The 19,508-nt window shown below is 74.4% G+C and carries 6 protein-coding genes; 3 read left to right on the top strand and 3 right to left on the bottom strand.

Annotated features, from left to right (window positions below):
- Positions 1–49: 49 nt before the first annotated feature.
- Complete coding sequence (locus tag ACOTKD_RS19515; protein WP_424890252.1) at positions 50–8,761, bottom strand: hypothetical protein; 8,712 nt, start codon at positions 8,759–8,761, stop codon at positions 50–52.
- 224 nt (positions 8,762–8,985) lie between these two features.
- On the opposite strand from ACOTKD_RS19515, the gene ACOTKD_RS19510 reads away from it, so the two are divergent.
- Both ACOTKD_RS19510 and ACOTKD_RS19505 read left to right on the top strand, forming a co-directional pair.
- Positions 8,986–9,972: a WXG100 family type VII secretion target gene (locus tag ACOTKD_RS19510; protein WP_424890251.1), complete on the top strand. Its 987-nt coding sequence runs from the start codon at positions 8,986–8,988 to the stop codon at positions 9,970–9,972.
- A gap of 111 nt (positions 9,973–10,083) precedes the next feature.
- Entirely contained in the window at positions 10,084–10,389 is a 306-nt protein-coding gene (locus ACOTKD_RS19505; RefSeq protein ID WP_424890250.1) for a hypothetical protein, read from the top strand.
- A 64-nt stretch (positions 10,390–10,453) separates the two neighbouring features.
- On the opposite strand, the gene ACOTKD_RS19500 is transcribed toward ACOTKD_RS19505, so the two are convergent.
- Positions 10,454–15,097: an FtsK/SpoIIIE domain-containing protein gene (locus tag ACOTKD_RS19500; RefSeq protein WP_424890249.1), complete on the bottom strand. Its 4,644-nt coding sequence runs from the start codon at positions 15,095–15,097 to the stop codon at positions 10,454–10,456.
- Entirely contained in the window at positions 15,094–17,181 is a 2,088-nt protein-coding gene (locus tag ACOTKD_RS19495; RefSeq protein ID WP_424890248.1) for a hypothetical protein, read from the bottom strand. Before ACOTKD_RS19495 ends, ACOTKD_RS19500 begins: the two co-directional genes overlap by 4 nt.
- Before the next feature lie 612 nt (positions 17,182–17,793).
- On the opposite strand from ACOTKD_RS19495, the gene ACOTKD_RS19490 reads away from it, so the two are divergent.
- On the top strand, positions 17,794–19,260 hold the full coding sequence (locus ACOTKD_RS19490; protein ID WP_424890247.1) for an MFS transporter: 1,467 nt from the start codon (positions 17,794–17,796) through the stop codon (positions 19,258–19,260).
- Positions 19,261–19,508 lie beyond the last annotated feature (248 nt).

Here is a 19,508-nt window from a genome sequence, read left to right as displayed (position 1 = left end):
GGGTACAGGGGCGGGACCGGGCTGCGCCGGTGGTGATCACAACTTCTCATCAGCCGTTCGCCCCGGGTTGCGGGGGTGGCGCGATGCGGCCGCGCGCCTCGGAGCGCAGCTGTTCGGCCCAGCCCACGTTGTGGTACTCGCGCAGGAACACACGGAGGTTGTCCATGCGCGTCTCGAAGGGCTTGGACGTCCCCCACAGGGCCCCCAGCCCCCCCTGGGACTCCAAGGGCTTGAGGAGTTTGGCCCAGGAATCGACGGTGTGCCCGATGTTCTCCTCCGTCAGTGTCTGCCTCTCCCTGACGGCAGCGGCCAGGTCGGCGAGTCCGGCGAAGTCCTGCTGGGCCGTCAGCCGCCTGCGGAACTCGTCCATGCGCCGCCTGTACGGGGTGATGAGATCGCTGGTCAGGAGCTTGTACTGCTCCTTGCTCCAGACGGCCTTGTTGTCGATCTTCTCCAGCGCCAGGTCGACCCTCCGCCGGTACGTGGCCTCCAGCCCCTCGTAGATCGTCTTCGTGTAGGCCAGCTCACCGCCGGGTTCCAGCCGGAGCTCACGGGTGAGGTCGTTCGTCCTGGAGAGCCCGAGCCATTCCCCCCTGTTGCTGTAGAGCATGTCGCTCTCCTGGCTGATGATCTTCCACCGGCCGGTGGCCCTGTCGTGCCAGAGCATGTTGGCGGCCTGGTACTGCCCCCGCTTGACCGGCGTCTCGTACTCCGCGTCGCCGAACCAGTCGGTCACCCGGCGGTCCTGGTGCAGCCGGAAGCGCATGTCGGCACCCTGGCTGCTGCCGGGGGACTGGAAGTGCCAGGCCGTGAACCCGGTCTCGTCGACGTTCGTGACGGCCAGGGCGCAGCCGTTCATGGTGGGGGTCACGACGAATTCGGACCCGGGGTGCTCGCCGGGCACCCTGGGAACACGGACGTTCCCGATCCGCGAGACGCCGGCTCCGTCCGCGCTCACCTCCGGGAGGCCGCTCATGTACGGGAGGAACAGCGGGGACAGGTAGTCACCGTCCGGCGCCACCGGGGGAGGGGATCCGGCGTACTTGGCCAGCCCGGCGCGCCCCGCGTCCACCTGGATGTACTTCTCGACGGCCGGGGTGAGCATCACGGCGGTGCCCGGGCCCGGCCCGCCCTCGGCCCGGTGGAGCACGAACCAGTGGCGGCCCTCCCAGGTGTCCAGCTTGTCCAGGAACCCCGCGATGTCAGCGCTGTTCAGCCAGGGTGACCTCGACGCGATGTTCTCGTGGAAGCGCACGGAGACCACGTGCGAGGCGAGGAAGGCCTCGGGCCCCGTGGCGAAGGCCCGGGTGAGCCGTTCGTCCTGCGGCGCGAGACTCATCAGCGGCGACGGGGCCGGCGCGACGACATGCGCCGGCGGGGCCGGGGCAGGAGCGAGCGCGGTGTCCGGCACGATGTCGTCGAGGACCGGGTGCCCGGCCGCGGCACCGGGCGGGCCCGCGTCCGAGGGAGCCGCGTGGCCGTGGGCCGGAGGTGCCGAGGTCTCCGCTTCGGGGGCCTGGTGGGGAAGACCGGCCGGCGAAGGCCCGCCGGACGGCGCTCCGGCCGTCCCGGTGCCCGGGCCTGCCTCGCCGGGGTCGGTCCACCGCATGCCGCCGGGCAGGCCCTTGCCCTTCTTCCCGCTGCTCGTGATGGCCTCCTCGATCTCCGCCCGCACGGCCTGCGGGCTGACGCCGAGGCTTTCCAGGGCCGCTGCGGCCTCGTTCAGCCGCTCTTCGGCGGCCGCGAGCCGGAGCTCGGGCTCCGCCGGCCCCGACGGCCGGGTCGACGGCCCCGCCCCGCCGGCGAACCGCTGGTTCCACTCGTTGAGCTCGAACTGGGCCCGGCCACGCTCGGCGTACGCCTCCGCGTACGCGTCCCGGGCCCGGATCACCGGCAGGTCGGCCGGGTCGGGGCCGGCCGTGGGCTCGGAGATCCGAAGCGTTCCGAGCTCGGGGTCGGGGACGGAGCCGGGGGCGGGGACGTCGTCGGGAACGTGGACAGGAGTGTTCTCGGGAACGTGGGCAGGGGCGCCTTCGGGAACGTGGACAGGGGCGTGCTCCGGAGCCTGGGCGCTGAGCCGGGCCTCGGCCTCCGCCCTCAGCTCACCGGTCCAGCGCGGGTTCCCGAAGCGCTCCAGGATGCCGTCGAGCCGGGCCCTCAAGGGGGCGTCCAGCGCGGTGCCGTTCAGGACCTGCCGGAGGGATTCCACGGTTCTGAGGCGCGAGGCCCCGAGGTCCTGCGCGGTTTGCGCGAGCGCCGTGAAGTCACCGGCCTCCGCAAGCGCGCGCTCTTCGGCCATCCGGGCGCCGAAGATCCTGTCGAGGACGTTCCTCTGCAGGGTCCCCGCCAGCCCGGGGTTGCTGCGGCTGAGCGTCGCGAAGGCGGAGACGAGCTCCCCCTCGATCTCCAGGACGTCCTCGACCCGCATGCCGTCGTAGATCCGCCGGGTGTACGCGAGCGTGTTGCCGCCGGTGAGGTCGAGCGGGAAGGTCCTGGTGCCCCGGCGCAGGGCGATGTCCTCCAGGCCGTGCCCGGAGACGGTCGCCCGGTACTCCTGGCTCACCACGTGCCACGTGCCGTCCTCCCTGCGCCAGAGGATGTTCGTGGCACCCTTCCACCGCCGGGAACCGTGCTCCGGCGTCAGGTACATCGCGTCACCGAACCAGTCCCGCACCGCGCGTTCCGGCGTGGCGGGCCCGTTGAAGCCGTCGCCACCGCGCCCCGCGCGGAACCTCGCGGCGTACGCGTTGGCGGCCTCGCCTCCGGGGGACTGGTAGTGCCAGGCCTTGAAGGTGTCCTCGGTGACGTCGGTGACGGCGATCGCGCAGCCGTTCATCTCCGGCGTGAAGACGAACCCGGAGCCGGTTCCTTCCCGCGGGGTGCGGGGGATGACGGCGTTGCCGATGTCGCCGTCCTTCTTGGCGATGCCCGTCTTGTACGGGATGTAGTGCGCGGAGAGGTAGTGGTCGTCGGACAGGGGGCGGAGGAGACCGGGGTGCGAGCGGAGGCCGTCGAACAGTTCCCGGGTCCTGTCGGGCACGAGGGCGAGATCGGGGAAGAGCTCACCGCTGTCGAACGCCTGCACGTACCGTTCCACCGCCGGTGTGAGCACCACGGCGCGTTCGCTGAACGGGAGGCTGTTGTCCCGGTGCAGGACGAACCAGTGCTGGTTCCAGCCACCCATCTGGTCCACGAAGGCATTGCTCTGCGCGAGGCTCAGTCCCGGCATCCGCTCCCGGATGCCCCGGGAGAGCTCGGTGGACACGGGGTGCTCGTTGAGGAACCGCACGGGGTCGGTGGAGAACGCCTCGGACCGGGCGCCTTCCAGCGCGCCGAAGAGGTTGTCGACCTGCCCCACGGCCGGCACGGGCCGCGGGGCGGGGGCGGCGACCGGCTCCGGCGCGTGGACGGGACCGGGCGCGGTCTCCGCGAGCCCGCCGGGCACGACCTCGTCAGGTATGACCTCGTGGGGCACGGCCTCGTCCGGCACCGGCTCGTCCATGCCGCTCGCCGGCGCGCCGGAGTCCGTCGCGCCGGAGTTCGTCGCCCCGTTGACCGGGTGCGCCGGATCCGGCTGCGTCGAACCGGTGTGCGGCAGCTCGCCGCGCCGCGAACCGCCGAGCGCCGTCCCGTCTCCGGTCCGGATCCTCGCCACGGCCTCGTCGATCCGGTCGCTCGTCGCCCTCGGGTCGATGCCGAGCTCACGCAGGCTGTTCTCCGCGTGCATCAGTTCGATCTCGGCGGCGTCGACTTCGGACCGGAGGAACCGCTGACGCTCTGTGAACCCGCTGGAAGAGGTGGCCGTGAGCTCCCGATCGGCGCGCTCCTGCAGCTCGCCCAGGTTGGTGCGGGCCCTCTCGTAGCCGGTCCATGCGGCGAGGCGGTTCTCGGCCTCGTGACCGGTCGTGCCGCCGACGATGATCTCCCGGCGGATCCGGCTCCGCTCCTGCATGGCGAGTGCCGCCTCCCGGGCACCGGGGTGCCCGTCGGGTGACGGGAAGGCGTCGGCCCGCCCCTTGCCCTTGTCCCGGGACACGGGCGGGGCAGGTGCGGGCGCTTCGCCCTCTGCCGGGTGGGTGGCCGTAGGGGCGGAGCCGGCCTCTGCGGGATGGGTGGCCGTGGGGGAGGGGCCGGGCCCTGCCGGGTGAGTGACCGGAGTGACGGGACCGGATTCCGTCACGTGCGGGGCCGGAGCGACGGCTCCGGCCCCGCCGGCACCGGTGGGCGTCGCCGTACCGGTGTGCCCCGGCAGTTGGGCCTCAGCCAGAACGTGGTTCTCCGCCTGGATGCGGGCGTTGGCCTCGTCGACGGCCGTGAACCACCCGGGGTTCTCGAACTCGCCGACGGTCCAGGTGATCTTGTTCTTCACCGTATCCGGCAGGGGGCTGTCGCGGAGGGCCCGCCTGACGCCGTTCGCCGTGGTCTGACGCTGCTCCTTGAGCGTCGTCACCGTCGTCGAGAGCTCCTCGAAGGTCGAGACCTTCGCGAGCTGCGCGTCCTCCCCGAGGATGGTGCGGGTGACCGGTTCGAGGACGTCCTCCTGGAACTGGATCAGCGCGGTGCGCTTGATGCCGGGCGTCTGCAGGTGCCCCAGCAGTTTGCCCTGGAGTTCGAGGTCGGCCTGCCCGCGCATGGCGTCGTAGAAGGCCTTGGTGCGGGCGAGTTCGTCGCCCGGAGTCAGGCGCAACGGCACCTCGCGCGGCGGGCGGGCCACGGTGAAGCCGTCGAGTTCCAGGGTGAACGGCGCCCGGTACTCGTGGCTCAGGATGTGCCAGGAGCCGTCCGCCTTGCGCCAGAGGACGTTCGTCGCCCCGGGGCGGTGCGTTGCCGAGTCCGGCATCGGGCTGAGGTACCTCGATTCGCCGAACCACTCGGTCGGGGAGAACCTCCCCCGGAACTCGGCGGCGAACTGACGCTGTGCCGAGCCGTTGGGCGACTGGTAGTGCCAGGCCCTGAAGCTGTCCTCGGTGACGTCGGTGACGGTGAGCGCGCAGCCCGTCATGTCCGGCGTGAACACGAACTCCGAGCCGGTGCCGCCGCCGGGGTTCCGCCGGATGACGGCGTTGCCGATGTCCGCGGTGTTCTTGGAGCTGCCCGGCTTGTACGGGATGAACTGCGAGGCGAGGTAGTGGTCCTCGGCCATGGGGCGCAGGAGCTTGTCACGGTGGTCCCGGCCGAGCTCCTCGAACAGCGCCCTGGCCTCCGCGGCCTCCTTGGACGCCGTGGGTGCCGCGGGAGCGAGCAGCCGGTTCTCGTCGAACGCCTGCACGTACTTTTCCACGGCGGGGGTGAGGATCAGGGTGCCTTCCCGGGCCGCGAGGTCGCCCGGACGCACCAGGACGAACCAGTGCTCGCGGGCCTCGCCCATCGCCTTGACGAACCGGTTGACGAGTGCGTCGCCCAGACCGGGCATACGTGCCTTCATGCCGAGGTCGAAGCCGGTGTAGACGGGCTGCGCGCCGAGGAACGTCACGGGATCGGTGACGAAGTCCTGGGTCCGGCGGCCCTCCGCCTCCGCGAACCGGTTCTCGACCCGGCCCACGGGGCCCGCGTGCGGGGCCGGCGGCGCCGGGGTGATCTCCGGAGCGGTCCCCAGGGGTACGGGTGCCGTCTCCACCTCCCCGCCGTGCGGGACGGTGAGGTCGTCCAGGGGCCCTTCCGCCAGGTCGTCGGAGGCGTGCAGATCGTCGGATGCGTGCCCCGCCGAGGGCGCCGCGTTGTCGGCCGCCTCGTCGGCGAGCACCCGGGAGAGGTCGGGCCGTTCCGCGCCGCCGGGCACGCCGCCGTTCTTCAGGACGGTGCGGACGTTCAGCGACCGCACCTCGTTCAGCATCGCGTCGGGGTCGACGCCGAGGTCACGCAGGGCCTTGCGCGCGTCCTTGACCTCCGCCAGGGCGGCGTCCAGCCGGGTCTCCGCCGTGGAGGGCACCCGGGCGGGCGTGCTGGAAGGCCCGGCGCCGGGTGTCCGGGGGGCTCCGGCGCCCGCGTCGCGCTGGGCGGTGCGCAGGTTGGCGAGGGAGTGCTCGTACGCCACGTAGCGCTGCATGCGGAGCTCGGCCGTCGCCCGGTCCGCGGCGCCGCCCGTGATGGCGTGCCCGATGGAGAGCCGGAGCTGGTTCCTGACGGTGGCCGCGGCGTGCCCCTCGATGTGCGTCGGTACGGGGGCGGGCGGGCCGAGGGGTGAGGCGTGCGCGGACGGCCGGGGCGGGCGGACGTCTCCCGTGCCCGCCGGGGCGTCCATCCGTCCGGCCCCGCCGCCCGCGGGCTCGGTGTGCCCGGGGTGGGGAACGGGAGGCTGCGGGGCGGCCTGGGCGAGCCGGGGCGCCCCCGTGGTGTCGGTGGCGCGGCCCGGCCGGGCCACCAGGTCGAGGGCCTGGGTGTCCACGCGGGTGGGGGCGACCCCGGCCGCGTCCAGGGCGGCGCGGGAGGAGACACCGCCCGCCGGCGCGTTCGCCGATGCGCTCAGTCCCGCGTTGCGGGGGCGGGCGTCGTCGCCCTTGAGGAGGGCGAGGGCCTGTTCGCGGCTGTTCGCCGCGGACACGGGCGCCGGCATGTCGGCGCCGCTCACCGCGTGCGGCGGCTGCGGAACCGTGTCCTTGAGCGGAGTGCCGGCGGGAGCGTGGGCGCCGCCGTGCGCCGTGGGGGCCGGCGCGCCGTGCGGCGGAGAGGCGACGTGCGTGGTCACGGGCGCGACGGGCTGCGCGGGCAGGGCGCCCGGCACCCCGCCGTGCGGTGCCGCCGTGTGCGCGGCCGCGTTCGCCACGGCGCCGTCGGGGAGCCCGGCCGTGCCGGGGAGGCCGCCGGTGTGCGGCACCGCCGCGCTCGGCGCCCCGTGCGGGACGCCGCCGTGGGAGCCGTTGGCGAGCGACGCCAGGGACTGGGCGTTGACCGTCACGTCGGTCTCGCGGCCGATGCGCAGGGAGATGCCGTCCGCGGTGATGCTGCGCACGGTGACGTCGCCCTGCTGCAGGGCCAGGAGTTCGGGGAGTTTGAGGTCGGCCAGGTCCTCGGCGTGGCCGATGGCGCCCCGTGCGATGACGCTGCTGTCGTCCAGGGCGCCCATGGGGTGCGCGATTCCGCCCGGCGCCTCGACGGCGTGGCTCGTGACGGGTGCGTCCGTCAGGAGGGACAGCCCGGAGGGGTGGTGGGCCCCGTGGACGACGCCGAGGGCCGTGTCGGCCGGGAGCAGCAGGTTGCCGTCGAGCCGTACCTGGCCCAGGGAGGCGTCGAGGCGGGTCAGGGAGGTGATCGCGGAGTCGCCGGCGGCCGACGCGGGTACGGCCAGACCGGCCTTGCCGAGCGTGAAGTTCTCCGGCATGGGCGGGGTGAGGAGGCCCGTGGCGGCGTGCAGGCCGGGAGTGGCGCCGGTGCCGGTGTGCACGGCCGTGCCGGGGTGCGACAGCAGGACGTCCCCCAGCTTGGCGAAGCCCAGCTGGGTGAAGTCGAGGGCGGGGGTCCGGGTCAGCGAGAGGTGGAACAGGTCGGTGGACACCGACCCGAAGCCGGGGCCGAAGCGGAGGCCGCCGAACGGGCCGGCACCGAGGTGCTCGCCCGCCCGGCCGCCTGACCAGGCGCCCCGTCCTGCCCCGGCCGCCGCCGGGGCGCCGGCCTTCATCAGGTATTCGAGATCGCCTGCCCGGGCCATCATCTGACGGAGCGAATGCTGCGGAATGCCGAGGACCCGGTCGGCGAAGGCCAGGGCCGCCGCGCCCCGGAAGCCGACGACGCCGATCTCGGCGAAGTTGAGGGGCACCAGGGCCGCCACCATGAACCGGCCGAGCCGCTGCAGGGTGACCGCGCCATAGGCGCCGGCCTTGGCCCACGCGCCCGTCACACCCCCGGTGATCTTCGCCCAGTCGTCGAGTCCGGCGCGGCCCAGGCCCTTCACGCCGCTCCAGAGCATGGGCAGGAAGCCGCGCAGCCCGCCGCCGAGCTTGGAGGCGAGGAGGAGGGGCGCGACCACCAGGCGGCTCGTCCCCGTCATGAGGGCGATGCGGCCCACCTCGGACAGGAAGCCCTTGCCGCTCGCCATGATGCCCTTGCCGATGGCCTTGAGGGTGCCGCCGATGCCCTTGGTGGACGGGAAGAGCATGCCGAGGAAGGCCAGCCCCAGCTGGAGGCCCGTGGCCTTGCCCTGGCTGAAGTCGACGGCGACCTTCACGAACTGCACGGCGTTCATCGCCCAGGCGATGATGCCGAGGAGGCCGCCGGTGAAGATGGCGAGGACCGAGAAGATGATCGTGAAGATCTCGAAGACCTTCCAGAACGTCTCGCAGGCGCTCGTCGGCTGCTGCATCCGCTCGCCCGCCTCGGTGAGCTGGTGACTCAGCTGGGTGACGGCGGCGGCCAGGTTGCTGCGGGCGGTCGAGGCGCGCTCGGTGAGCCCCTGCCGCTGGGGGTCGTCCTGGGCCAGCCCCTGGGCGGAGCTCAGAGCCTGGTCGGCCGCTGACTGGGCATCAGCGACGGCGGTGGCGTAGGTCCGCAGCGCCTGCTCGGCCATCAGGAACGATTCGCGGACCGATCCGGCGAACTTGTTCAGGTGCTCGTCCACCTTGCCGCGCAGCGCGTCCGCCGTCTTGCCGATGAACCGCTGCCCCTCGCTGGAGGTGTCCTGCAGCGCGTTCAGGCCGTCGTGGATCGTTCCGGCGGTGACGGCGAGCCGGTGCATCGTGTCGGCAAGGCCGTTGATGACGGCGGGGTCGCCGGGGACCGGGTCCCCGCTCAGCCCCACGGCACTCCAGTCACCAGGACGCGCGGCCACCTCGGACTTCCTTCCCCCTTGCGCACCGCGCTGCCCTCCCGGGTACAGCGCGCGATCACCCTGTCCGATGGGATCGGAGCCCCTTCGGTTCACTCTGTGCCGAAAGTCACCGGAGGAACGAAAGTCTTTCCTGTTCCGAGTGAACGGATTGTGCGGGACGGCCATCTGTCGGGGTGACAGGTCCCAGCGACCGTGAGGACCCCAGCGACTGCGAGGAAGCGACCGTGCCCGACATAGCCGTCGACTACGAGCTGCTCTACGACGTGGCGAAGCAGGCCCGCTCGCTGAAGGACCAGGTCCAGGAGGCGCGCACGCGCACCCCCGACGCTTCGGCCGAGGACCTCGGCTCGCCCGGCGCCAGGACGGCGGTGCGCCAGTACTACGTCCGCTGGAGGGGAGCCTTCCGGGACTCCGAGGAGAAGCTGGACAAGCTCGGCGAGCTGTACGACAACGTGGCCAAGGGCTGGTTCGACTGGGACGCCCGGCACGCGAAGGCCGCCAACGAGCAGGGCGCCGCCATCGCCGCGGACCTGTGGAAGGGGCAGAAGTCCGCCTGGGACGCCTGGCAGAAGCTGGTGGCCGAGGGGAAGGTGGATCCGAACGACCCGGACGCCCCGAAGAACCCGGGGGACCGGCCGGCCGCCTGGACCACCCAGGACGCCAACGGCAACAGCACGACCACCACGTACACGTACGACGGCGACAGGCTGTCGTCGGTCACCACGACGGTCACCTCGAAGAGCGGTCTGACCAGCACCGAGACGACCACGTACCGGCCCGACGGCACCTACGAGTCGCGGTCCACCGACGGGGCCGGCAACGTCACCGTCTCCAACGGCCGCTCCACCACGACGGACGAGCCGGACGGCCGCAAGACCACGACCAACACCTTCGACAGCACCACCACGGACACCGACGGCAAGAAGACCACCACCAAGGGCGACACCACGTCGGTCTTCAACCCCCAGACCGGGGAGCGGACGTCCCGCACCACGTACACGACCACCGGTCCCGACAAGAACGGCAAGGAACGGACCGTCAAGGGCACCATCGACACGACCGTCGACAACAAGGGCCACGAGACGACCACGACCGTCGAGATCAAGTCGGACGGCAGCGGGACGAAGACCGTCGAGGACCCCGACGGCCGCACGGAGAAGTGGGTCAGCAGCAGCGCGGCCAAGGACACGGGCTGGCGCCTCGAATCCTGACCCACGGCCGTTGCGGCCGCATCCCGACCACGGCCGTTCCGGCCGCATCCCGACCCCGGCCGGCCCGGCCGGGGCAGCACCACCTCACCCGCATCACCGCAAGGAGCAACCATGGCCAGGGGCAATGTCAGCATCGACTACGCCGAGATCGACAAGGTCGCCAAGACCATGAACGACGCCGTCACGCACATCGTGCCGATGCTGCAGTCCACGAAGACGACCGTCGAGGGCCTGCTCGACAACGGCCTGTTCATGCAGCAGAGCAGCCCGGCGATGAAGATGTCGTACGAGAAGCTGACGCAGTCCCTGAGCGAGGCGATGAAGGGCATCACCACGTTCTCCGAGCAGTTCCAGAAGATCAAGACCGCCGTGGCGCAGATGGACGCGGACATCGCCAAGAGCACCAACGGCGGCTGACCCGCGGTCCCGCACGCACCACGAGGCGCCCCCGGCCCGCCGGCCGGGGGCGCCTCGCCCGTTCTCACCCCTGCAGCACGGTCTCCGGCACGAGGAGGGACACCAGCGCCCCGGTCACCGGATCCACCGTCAGCCCGCGCCCGGGCACGGGCCGGGCGCGCAGCATGTCGTACGGGAGCCGCACGCCGAGCATGTCCCCCTCGCCCGGCGACTGCGGGGCCAGCAGCAGGCCCTTGCGGAGCCTGCGCGCCTGCCCCAGCCAGCCGAACCCGGCGGAGGTCATCGTCTCCGGCGTGCCCGCGGCCGCCAGACCGGTGCCCCGGTCACGGCCGGTGGCCGCGATCTCGCGCAGCACCTCGTCGGCCGCGGGCATCGAGGACAGCAGGTCCGCGTCGTCGACCAGCACCACGGCCGGACCGGTGCCCGCGTCGAGCGCGGCCCGCACGTCCTCGCCGGGCGGATCCGCCTGCTCCAGCACGGTCGCCAGCGGATGCCGGGCCAGCCCGCGCAGCGGCGATTCCCGCGGGGTGAGGGCGATCACCCGCGTGCCCCCGGCCAGCAGGGAGACCGCGAGGGACGCCAGCGCCGTAGAACGCCCCGTTCCGGGCGGGCCGCTGATCAGGAACGACGGGGCGTCCGCCGCGAAGTCCACGCCGAGCGGGGCCAGGTCGTCGCCGCTGATGCCCAGCAGGCCCCACAGCGGCCTCCGCCGCGCCTCGGGCACCTTGTCGTACGCGTCCGTGAAGGAGATCTTCGCGGGCAGGGTGAGCACCTTGGCGGGACGCCGCGCGGCCGGGACGCCGTGGTCGCGCCGCTCCGCCCGCGCACCGATCTCCCGCAGCGCCTCCGCCTGGTCGCGGCCGGCTGCCGGTGCGGCGACGGCGCCGTCCGCGGTCCGGCCCAGCAGGGCCACCTGGACCTCGGTGCCGCTGCCGCCGCGCCACGCGCGGCCCGGCGGCACCAGCTCGGGGACCCGCTTGGCCGGCACGCCCGCGAGCGTGTACTCGGACCGGTCGGTCAGCCGCAGCAGCAGGCGATCGTCGTTGAGCGCGGCGACCTTGCCGGTCAGCAGGGCCCGCTCGGAGGTGGCGACGACGTGGATGCCCAGGGGCGCGCCCTCGCGGATGAGGGCCGTGAGCTCCTGCACGGGACGGCCGCCGTCGTGGTCGCCGAGGAGGGCGACCAGCGAGTCCCAGCCGTCGACGAGGAGCACGATGTGTGCCGGGCGGTCCTCCGGCCGCAGCAGCGACCGGAGCTCGGCGAGCCCGGCGGCGCCGTGCGCGGCCAGCAGCTCCTGGCGGCGGGCCGTCTCGGCTATGAGCCGCGCGAGCAGCCGGCCGAGGCGCTCCAGGTCGGCGCGCGGCACGACGGCCCCGCAGTGCGGCAGCGGGTTGAGGGCGGCGAGTGCGCCGCCGCCCGCGTCGATGCCGTACAGGTGCACGTCCGCCGTGGAGTGGCGGCGGGCGAGCGCTCCCGCGAGCGTGCGCAGCACCTGGGAGCGGCCCGACCGCGGGGTCCCGATGACGTAGAGGTGGCCGAAGGCGGCGAGGTCCAGCTCCAGGGCCTCCTGCCGCTGGGTGCCCGGCAGGTCGGCGAGCGCCCAGGGCACCGGGGCGAGGTACCCGTCGGGCAGGCCCGCCGGAACGGGCCGTTCGGGCAGGTCGTCCAGGGTGAGCCGGTGCGGCAGCGGCGGCAGCCACGGGCTGGGCTGCTGCGGGATGCCGAGGTCCGCGGCGGCCTCCTGGACCGCGTCGACGAGCGCGGTGAGGTCCGTCGGGGCCGAGGGGTCGTCCAGGGCGCCGGCGTCGTCCTCCGCGGCGGGGTCCGGCCCCGCCGCGGGCGCCGGGCGCCCGAGCTGAGCCCACGTCACGTCCGTCGCGCGGATGTCGGCGGCGGTGACGGGCCGTTCCACCGGCACGGGGCCCCCTCCGCCTTCCGCCGCCGGCCCGCTCCCGCGCGGCGTGCCCGCGTAGGCGGTCTGGAACGGCAGGACGGAGCGGTGCCCGATGCGGGCCAGCGCCCGGCCCGGCGTCGCGGCGGAGATGGCGACGGCGTCGCTGACCTCCAGGACGTCGTGGCTGTCCGCGGCGTCGGTGACGCGCAGGGAGATCCGCAGGTTGGTGTTGGCCCGGATGTCGGCGGTCACCACTCCGGCGGGCCGCTGCGTCGCGAGCACCAGGTGGATGCCGAGGGAACGGCCGCGCTGGGCGATCGAGACCAGCCCGGGGACGAACTCCTGCACGTCCCGGGCGAGGGTGGCGAACTCGTCGATGACCAGGACCAGCCGGGGCAGCGGCGCGAGCGACGGGTTGCGCCGCCGCATGGCCCGGTACTCGGCGTGGTCCTTGGCGCCGGCCCCCGCGAGGACGTGCTCGCGCCGGAGCAGTTCGGCGCCCAGCGAGGTGAGGGCGCGCTCGACGAGGTGGCTGTCGAGGTCGGTGACCATGCCGAGGGTGTGCGGCAGCCGCACGCAGTCCTTGAAGGCGCTCCCGCCCTTGTAGTCGACCAGCACGAAGGTCATCTCGTCCGGCCGGTTGGCCGCGGCGAGCGTGGCCACCAGCGTCTGCAGCAGCTCGGACTTGCCCGCTCCCGTGGTCCCCGCGACCAGGGCGTGCGGGCCGTCCTTGACGAGGTCGAACGTGACGGGCCCGGAGTAGCCGGAGCCGAGCAGCATGCCGGTGGACGCGGGCTGCCGCTCCCACCTGCGGACGAGCTCGTCGCCGTGGGGCGGTTCGAGGCCGAGCAGCCCGAGCAGGCCGACCCCCGTGGGCAGGCCGTCCGACCCGTCGGGGGTCACGTCGCGCACGGGCGCCAGGGCACGGGCGATCCGCTCGCACCACGCGGCGTCGACCAGGTCCGGGCGGGCCGTGGTCACATCGGTCCGCCCCGTGCGGCGCAGGGTGAGTTCGCGGGCCCCGACGGAGCAGACCGACACGCACTCCTCCGGAAGCATCCGCTCCGCGCGGTCGACGCAGATCAGGAAGACCCGCACGGCGGGCCCCTCCTTGAGGACCTGGATCATGCCGGGGACGTCGCGCAGGTGCCGTGCGCCGTCGAGGACGACGAGCAGGTCGGGCTCGGCGATCAGCGTCGCGCCCATCCCCGACTCCCGGGCGCGGCTGCGGGACCGGACGGCCGAGACGAGCTCCGTGACCCGCGCGGCCACGGTCTCCGGGTCGTTGCCCAGGGTCACCGCCGGCCCGCCCGGGGCCGGGGCGGCGAGGCCGCCCTGTCCGGGCCGGGCGTGCGGCAGCCAGCGCACCCACTCCCAGCCGGCCGCGCCCGCGGCGTCCGTGAGCACGGTGATCCGGACGTCGCGCGGGCTGTGCAGGATCGCCGCCTGGGCGACGGCCCAGCGGGCGAGGGCCGCGGTGGCCTCGCGCTCCCCGGCGATGCCGAGCACCCCGTCGCCCACCAGGTCCACCCCGACCGGCACGTCGGGGATGTCCCAGTGGACGGAGCGGTGGTTGTCCTCGCGCGCCGCGTCGTCGATGGTCAGCAGGGACGGCTGCCGGACGGTGCCGACCCGCAGGTGGAGATGGTCGGCGTGGGAACGCTGGCGCTCCCAGAGCCGGGCGCCGGGGCCGACGGCCCACAGGCCCGCGGTCGCCGGGTCCGGGGCGGCCTCCGTGCGCAGCGCACGCTCGCGGTCCACCCTGTCCCGGACGTCCTGCTCCAGCGACGCCCGGCGCGTCCGGTAGGCGGCGGTGGCGGCCACGTGGTCGCGCCGGCCGCTCTTCTTGCCGCTCCAGTGGTTGGCGAGCGCCAGCACCGGGCTGAAGAGCGCGAACACCAGGTAGTAGTACGACTTGAGGAAGAGGACCATGCCGATGCCCATGACCAGCGGCGACAGCATCATCAGCAGCGGGATCGCCCGGTGGGCGGGCGGAGTGGGCGGAGCGGGCAGGACGAACCGCTCCGGCTGCAGCGGCGGCACGATGCGCGGCGGCCGGTTGAAGTCCAGGTGCGCGCCGTCCGCGGAGACCGCAAGGGCGGCGTCCGCCTCGGTCGGCTCGGCCACCCGCAGCAGGAACTCCCCGAGGACGAGCTCACCGCCCAGCGGCCATACGCACCAGCCCGGCGGGAGCGGCTCGGCGGTGTCGGCATCCGGGTCGGGGAGGTCGCCCGGCGGGGCCGGGGGCAGCGGGGCCGCGTCGGCGCGCGGCCGGTCCGGCGGCGGGACGGGCCGGGAGAGCGCGACGTGCGCGCCCTGCTCCCCGGTGTGGAGCAGGACCGTGCCGTCGGGGCGCACGGTGACCCGCACCCCGGCGGGCGGCACGTCCCGCCCCTCCAGCCGTACGGAACTGCCCGGCAGAGGGCCGACGGTGTGCGTCCCGGGCGCCAGGGCCCAGACGCGCCCGGCTCCCCGCCCGCCGACGAGCAGCAGCTCCACGCCCGCCGCCCGCGGCAGGCGCTCGCCGTCGGGCGTGCGGGACGGGGGCGGGAGCGCACCACGCGGCGCGCCGTAGTCGGCGGGCTCCGGGGCGGCGGGCCCGCCGAGCCCCAGCCGGACGCCGTCGCGGAGCCCGGCGGCGGTGAGTGTGGCATCGGGCGGGAGCGGGCGGTCGCCCAGGTGGAGGACGGGCGGCTCGGCGCCGCCGAGGCCGCCGAGCTGCTCGGCGAGGGCCCCGGCGGTGGTTCCGCCGGGGACGTCCAGGACGAGGTCCCGGTCGGGGCCGGGCGAGGTGAGGCTGACGAAGAGTCTCATGGGTGTTCGGGGGTCCGATCCGGATGCGTACGGGCGGCGGAGACGCCGGGGGCGGGACGGGGGCCGGTCCCGGAGCCGGGCTCGGGCTCCGGCTCCAGCCAGGAGCGGGGGACGGGGGCGGGGGCGGTTCCTGGGACCGCCCCGCCTGCGTCCGGGGCCGGGTCCGGGTCCGGGGCCGGGGGCCCGAGGGTGGCCGTGGGGGGTTGCCCGCCGCGACCGGCGTCGGCTCCGGGCTCGGGCTCGGGCTCGGCGAAGTCGCCCACGCGTGGCCCGGGCTCCGGGGCCGCGGGTGCGGGTACGGGTGCGCTCGCGCCGCGCGTGGGCTCGGCCCCCGCCGACGGCGGAACCCGGGAACCGCCCCCTGCCGGGGGAGCCGGGGCCGCGGGTGCGGCGGCCGTGCCGGGTCCGAGCTCGGACCCGGCCACCGGCGGGAGGACGGAATCGGCCCCGGGAAGGGGAGCGGTGGCCGGGCCCCCGGGTATGTGTGCGGTTGTTCCGGTCGGGCCGGGTGTGGTTCCGGGCGGCGGCGGGATGGCGGGACCGGCCCCGGGAAGGGGAGCGGTGCCGGGGGCGGCGAGGACGGTCTGGCCGGTCGTGCCGGGTGTGGTTCCGGGTGGCGCCGGCGGGACCGTAGAGGTGGCCCCGGGAAGGGGAGCGGTGGCCGGGGCCGAAGGAGTGGTCGTGCCAGCTGTGTTGGGTGCGGGCTCGGACCCGGCCGCCGGCGGGAGCGCGGAATCGGCCCCGGGAAGGGGAGCGGTGGCCGGGGCCGAAGGGGCGGTCGTGCCGGTCGTCTTGGGTGCGGCCTCGGCCGTTGCTGGTGGGACAGGGTTACCGGGCCCCCGGAGAGGAACCGCCTCCGGCTCCTGCGCGGCCGGTGTGGTCCCGGCCGGCCGGGACTCCTGCCCCGTTTCCGGCCCGCCGGCCGGAGCATGCGCGGACACGTCACCGGGCCCCGCCTCTTCCGCCGGGCCGGAGCCGGGCACGAGAGCTCCGCCCCCGTCACCGCCTCCCGGGCCCGTCGGCGGGACCTGCCCGTCGCGGGCGGTCCACCAGCCGGTCCCGCGGCGGCGGAACTTCTTGACGGCGGATCCCACCGCCCTGCTCAGCGCGGCGGACTCCACGTCGACGCCGGCGCCCGGCCCGAGCAGCCGCCCGCCCGGCTCGGCGTGGAGGGTCCAGCAGTGCCCCGGCAGCCGTCCGCCCACCAGGGCGCGGACCCGGCCCGACGCGCACAGCGCGGCCAGCCGTTCCCACTGGCCGGGCGACGGGGTCCAGCAGACCAGTACCACCGGCAGATCGTCGCCGTCGCCGGCACCGGAACGTCCGGTCTCCAGCTCGTCGAGGATCCGGTCGAGCTCGCGGCCGGGGAAACGGGGATGCACTCCGCGGGCGACCTGCACCACCGGCCCTCCGGCGAGCAGGTCGAGCTGCGCCGCCAGCGCCTGGAGGACGCTGCGGGCCACCCGGATGTCGCCCTCCAGGCTCACGGTGGGCGGCCCGCACAGCCAGTCGGCGACGACCGTCGCGCCCGAGAGCCGGTCGACACCGAGGACGAGCGGTAGCGTCCGCCGCGCCGGCGGTGCCTCCGCACCGGTCCCGACGGCGGCGGCCCCGGCCGACCACGTCCAGTCGCCCGGTTCGTCGCGGGCGTCCCGCCAGGGCGCCGTCGCCGCGCGCGGACTGCGCCCGGCCACGACGACCGCGACCCGCTGCCGGTCGGCGCTCACCGCGGCCGCGGGTACGCGGCAGCCCTCCCCGGCCGCCCGCTCCGCGTCGGCGAGCGCGTGGTCGACCAGGGCGGGAACGGCCGGGTCGGCGAGGAACGACGTCAGCGTGCGGACCCGGCGGCGGTGCAGGCTGCGGGCACGGAAGGGCGCGGCGAACGCCCGCCGGGTCACCCGCAACTCCCAGGCCACCCGCCGGCAGGCCCGCCGGAAACCACCCTGCCGCGCCACCGCCCGGATCAGCCACCAGAGGAGCAGCACCAGGACGACGGCCATGCCGGTGAGGATGAAGGACGATTTCTGGTCGGGCATCGGCAGGGCGAGGGCCCATGAGCCGCCGCCCGGTCTCCCGGCGGTCACGAGCACCCCCGGGAGACCGCGGGAACGGCGGGAGCCGAGGAACCCTGACGGCGAGCCAGGAGCGGTCGGTCGTGTGATCCGGGCGGATGGGTGGGCACAGGCACCTCGAGAGGACGGAGCGGACGGAAGGAGCGCCACGGGGTGCACCGTGGACGTCCGTCGGCCGACTGCACCCGCAGTGAGCAGCGCATTCGTGCCGACATCGAGGTACATGACAAATGCAGGCGCCAGGTTGTCTGTGATCGCGCCGGGCGGCCGAACGTGGCCGGATCTCATCGCTCCCGCATCCGGGGCGAGGCGCGGGCCGCCCCGGGGTGTGCCGTGTGTCACGCGTCCGCCGCCCGCCGCGGATGGCGTGGGCGTATGACCGACCGTGGTCGAACGATCCCGGAAGCGCCCGGAAAATCCCGGGTACCATGAGGGGACACAGACCCCCTTCGACGGGGGTTTTCGCAGGTCAGTGCTCTCTCAGTGATCTGTCGACCCGATGTCCGGGCGGAGCGGCCACGCTCCGGCGGCCTTTCCGGGATTCCCCGTCGTCCCGGGGTTTTTCTGTGTGCGCGCAGCGCGTCCGCTGTGTTGCGAGGCTCCACTCACCCCCTGCGTCGAGGCATGAACGTTTCTCTTACCGACCACCGCCCTGCCCGCGTGGGCGTGCTGGTCACCGCACTCCTGACCGCCTGCATCGCCTTCCAGCTCAACGCGAGCATGCTCAGCCCCGCGCTGAAGAGCATCGAGGACAGCCTCGGCGCCAGCTCCGCCGAGATCGGGCTCACGCAGACCGCCTTCTTCACGTCGGCCGCCCTGTTCTCGCTCTTCCTGCCGCGGCTCGGTGACGTCATCGGCCGCCGCAAGGTCCTGGTCGGCATGCTCGTCCTCATGGCCGCCGGCTGTGTGATCGCGGCGCTGGCGACGAGCGTGCCCATGCTGTTCGCCGGGCGGATCGTGCAGGGCTTCTCCGGCCCGGTCGTCCCGCTGTGCCTGATCATGCTGCGCCAGGAGGTGACCGAGCCCAAGCGGTACGGCACCCTGCTCGGCGTGATCACCGCGGTCAACGGCGGCATCGCCGGCGTCGACTCCCTCGCCGGAGGGTTCCTCGCCGACGAGCACGGCTTCCAGTCCGTGTTCTGGGTCATGGCCGTCGTCGCCGTCCTCGCGGCCGCCCTCGCCGCGTTCCTGACCCCCGAGTCCAAGGTCCCCGGCGCGGACCGGATGGACTGGCCGGGCGTCGGTCTGCTCGTCGTGTCCGTCGGTTCGCTGCTCGTCGCCCTCAACGAGGCCGGCAAGCTTGCCGACGCGAACTGGGGGCTCATCGCCGTCCTCGTCGTCGTCTCCGCCGCCGCGTTCGCGCTGTTCTGGCGGACCGAGGACCGCTCCGCGCACCCGCTGGTCGCCACCCGGCACCTGCGCCGGCGCGGCACGTGGGCGACGCTGCTCACCACCACCCTCACCATGACCGGTGTCTTCGCCGTCATGAACGGCCTCATCCCGGCCTTCGCCCAGGACGCCGACGCCGGCCTCGGCATGGGCGCCGAGGGATCCGCCTGGTGGACCCTGACCCCGTACGCCCTGGCCGGGCTCGCCATGGGCCCGCTGGCCGGGCGCCTCGCGGCCACCCACGGCTACGGCCGCGTCCTGCGCATCGGCCTGGTCGGCTCCGCGGCCTCCGTCGTGCTGATGATCCTCACGATCCCCGCCCACTCGAAGGCCCTGCTGCTGGTGGCGTCCCTCCTCGTGGGCATCACCTACGCGGGCGTGGCGAACATCGTCCTCAACGGCCTCGGCATCGTCCTCTCCCCGCGCGAGAACCCGGGCTTCCTGCCCGGCCTCAACGCGGGCGCGTTCAACCTGGGCGCGGGTCTGAGCTTCGCCGTCCTGTACGCGGTGAAGACCGCGGTCCAGCCGGCGGACGACGCGGCATCCGCCACGGGGTACACCTCCGGGATGATCGCGGGTGTGGTCATCCTGGCCGCGGCCCTGGCGACGTCCTTCCTCATCCCGAAGCCGGCCGCGGCCGAAGCTGCGGCTTCGGCCGCGGTTGAGCCGGCGGCCGAGGCGCCGGTGCCGGCCCGCGGCTGACCGCCGCGCACGGCGCAGCAGAAAAACCCCGGCTTCCCAGCCGGGGTTTTTCGCATTCCGGGCCGTGCCCGGACGGGCTTGGCGGGGTTCGGCACCGCCGGTCCGCGCCGTTGCGGCTGAGCGCCGCTGCGGCGGATGTGTGAGGCCGGGCCTCACAACACCGAGCCTTCAGGGTCGCTGCGGCGGGATCGGTGAGGCTGAGCCTCACAACCCGACTCTTCAGCGTCGCTGCCGGCGGGATTGGTGGG

It is taken from the genome of Streptomyces sp. XH2 (assembly GCF_049725035.1).
GTDB lineage: Bacteria > Actinomycetota > Actinomycetes > Streptomycetales > Streptomycetaceae > Streptomyces > Streptomyces roseoverticillatus.
The sequence above is the reverse complement of the archived record's forward strand: the minus strand, read 5'-3'. Positions and strand labels throughout refer to the sequence as shown.

Bases quoted from the DNA above. Each gene is read 5' to 3' on its own strand.
- ACOTKD_RS19505 (WP_424890250.1), top strand. From the start codon at position 10,084: ATGGCCAGGGGCAATGTCAGCATCGACTACGCCGAGATCGACAAGGTC.
- ACOTKD_RS19500 (WP_424890249.1), bottom strand. From the start codon at position 15,097: ATGAGACTCTTCGTCAGCCTCACCTCGCCCGGCCCCGACCGGGACCTC.
- ACOTKD_RS19490 (WP_424890247.1), top strand. From the start codon at position 17,794: ATGAACGTTTCTCTTACCGACCACCGCCCTGCCCGCGTGGGCGTGCTG.